Below are 2,867 nucleotides of genomic sequence, written 5' to 3' on the forward strand. Positions count from 1 at the left end.
AAATCGCCGCATGCTCACGGGAAGAGCCGCAACCGAAATTGGTGCCGCCCACAACAATGTCGCCGGCTTTAAATGTACTCGCAAACGTTGGGTCAGCGCCCTGCATGGTGTGCGGTACGATATCTTTTAAATCGGTAAGTTCTACAAAGCGCCCCGGATAAATCTGATCCGTATCAATATTGTTGCCAAAAGTAAATACTTCGCCCTTAATAATTTTGTCCATAACTATTCTCCTCACTGACTATTACTCGTTTCACTGTATACCATTACTTACCCATTATAAGTATGGTGTCGGATCGGTAATCTTACCGTTAATAGCCGATGCCGCCACGGTTGCCGGCGAAGCCAAGAAAATATGAGCCTCTGTGGAGCCCATGCGGCCCGGGAAGTTACGATTAGTTGTAGTAATACAATATTCCCCGGATGAAATCATACCTTCATGCGTGCCCAAACATGCCGCACAGCCCGGTGTTACGAACGTAGCCCCCGCTTCTACCAAGGTCTGTACATAGCCTTTAGCCATAGCTTCTAAAAATACGCCTTTGGAAGCCGGTACAATAACAAAACGAACAAGACGTGGAATGTGTTTACCTTTAACAATTTCAGCTGCTACTTTTAAATCTTCTACACGACCACCGGTACAAGAGCCCAAATAGGCCTGATTAATCGTCTGGCCTTCATATTTTTTCAAATCAAACACATTATCTACACTGGATGGTGCCGCTACTTGAGGTGTGAGATCACTCACGTTAAAAGTGATTTCATCGGCATATTTGAAGTCCGCATCCGTTGTGTAAACTTCATAGTCTTGCCCTTCCACTAAGCCTTTGCTTGCCAAAAATTCCTTAGTTACCGCATCCGGCTGGATGTAGGAAGTTTTGGCCCCCATTTCAGTCGTCATGTTGCATAATGCCATGCGTTCGGACACGCTCAACGCATCAATGACAGGCCCTGCAAATTCAACCGCTTTATATACGGCAAAGTCTGCTTTCAATTGACCGATAACATGCAAGATAATGTCTTTCGCATATACGCCTTCCGGTAAAGTCCCTTCAAAATTAATCTTAATAATTTCAGGTACGCGGAACCACAATTGACCGGTCGCCAAAATAATCGCTAAATCGGTAGCGCCTACGCCGGTACCAAAAGCACCAAAGGCACCATGGGTGGTTGTATGGGAGTCGGTGATAACAATGATGCGCCCCGGTCTCGACCAACCTTTATCAGCCACAACCTGATGGCAAACGCCTTGGTCGATATCCATTAGTTTTTCAATATGTTGTTCTTCGCAAAACTCTCTGAATTGGCGTTGATTATCCGCCTGCGTAATCGTTGATGCCGGTGCATAATGGTCTAAAAACATGGCGATTCGATCCGGATGACTGACTTTAGTGGCGCCCATTTCAAAAAAGGAACGAACCGTCTGTAAATACAAATCATTAATTCCGGCTAGGTCAATTTCACAATTAATAATTTGGCCGGTCTTAACCGAATCCAAGCCGGCTTTTTTTGCCAATAACTTTTCAATAGCGTGCATAATGTCCTCCTCATTTACCCTTGTCCATTAATAATCAATACCTAAGTTTTACATTTCCTACGGCTTGTATGTTAGCCACACTGCTTATGCTTGCTTTCTTATAATTCAAAGTATACAGTTGATGTTATATAGTGTAAAATATTAATAAATAATCATTTGATAGTTTTAAACTATCATAATTTATAAAATACAATTACTTGGCACATACAATTAAAGGAGGGCTCTGTTTTGGATTTATTGAATACGATTACCCTGACACAGCTGAACTACTTCTATACCGTCGTTAACTCTAAATCGGTCCACGAAGCGGCCAAAAAACTATTAATTACACAACCCAGCCTTTCCGTGGCTTTAAAAAATTTAGAAGCCGAATTACAACTTTCCCTCTTCGATAGAAGCAAACGTCAACTGACATTAACCGAAACGGGCAAGCAATTTTACATGGAAGTAACGGCTCTATTAAATCACACAGCTAACTTAGAGGATCGCATCAAGCTGTTACAGAAAGGTCGCCAATTTATTCGCTTAGGCGTAGCCCCTATGATGAGTCCCTTTATATTTCCGGTCATCTTTAACCATTTTCAAAAAGCCTATCCCCATATAGAGTTTGAAGTTTATGAATCCGGCGTTCTTCGCTTAAAACAAATGCTAAAAGAACAAAAATTAGATATTACATTCCTCATTGAAAATGAATCAGATGCCCAATTGTTAGACTTTACAACATTATTGAAAACCGAATATCATCTTTATGTTGGCCCGGACGATCCCTTGGTACAACTTGCCGAAAGTCGCCCGAATCATATGCTTACCTTAAATGATTATAAAAATATCCCTATGATTTTTTACAAAGAAACATCCTATATACAGGCCATCATTACCAAGTATTTCCAGCTCTATAACGTGAACCCTAGAATCCGCCTACGCACGAATCAAATCCACACTATCAAGCAATTAGTCGGAAGTTCGGCTGCCGCTGCCTTTATGACCGACAAAGTTGTAACGCCTAAAGATAATCTGGTTCGTCTCCTCACAGATATTACCTTCCCTATCACCATTGTTCTGGCAACAAATAAACAGACTGTTCGGACACCGGCCATGCAGGAATTCATTCAGTTTTTTGAAGATAATAAGGAACTAATTTAAAAGCGTATTCACCATAACAAAAAAGTGACTGTAACTAAATGCTTATTTGATCTGCACCCATTTTCTTGGACAGAAGTAATTAAGCAACTTTTTGGGAATGGGTCCGGTATTCTACCGGACTCATTCCTTTTAATTTAAGTTTGATACGTTTAGTATTGTAATAGTCTATGTAATCTCTTAGTTTATT

The 2,867-nt window shown here is 41.0% G+C and carries 3 protein-coding genes and 1 pseudogene; 1 reads left to right on the forward strand and 3 read right to left on the reverse strand.

Translation table 11 applies throughout. From position 1 onward, the window contains the following. A pseudogene (locus tag E7204_RS01670) lies at window positions 1-223 on the reverse strand (3-isopropylmalate dehydratase small subunit); the annotation flags it as partial. Between the two features lie 54 nt (window positions 224-277). Continuing rightward, entirely contained in the window at window positions 278-1,537 is a 1,260-nt protein-coding gene (locus E7204_RS01675; RefSeq protein ID WP_295180958.1) for a 3-isopropylmalate dehydratase large subunit, read from the reverse strand. Between the two features lie 228 nt (window positions 1,538-1,765). Between E7204_RS01675 and E7204_RS01680 the strand changes: the two genes are divergently transcribed. Further along, complete coding sequence (locus E7204_RS01680) at window positions 1,766-2,680, forward strand: LysR family transcriptional regulator (protein WP_295180959.1); 915 nt, start codon at window positions 1,766-1,768, stop codon at window positions 2,678-2,680. Between the two features lie 79 nt (window positions 2,681-2,759). On the opposite strand, the gene E7204_RS01685 is transcribed toward E7204_RS01680, so the two are convergent. Then, window positions 2,760-2,867, reverse strand: a 108-nt coding sequence (locus E7204_RS01685; protein WP_295180961.1) for an IS3 family transposase, incomplete at its 5' end; no start/stop codon positions are given.

It is taken from the genome of Veillonella sp., assembly GCF_015058545.1.
Classification (GTDB): domain Bacteria; phylum Bacillota; class Negativicutes; order Veillonellales; family Veillonellaceae; genus Veillonella_A.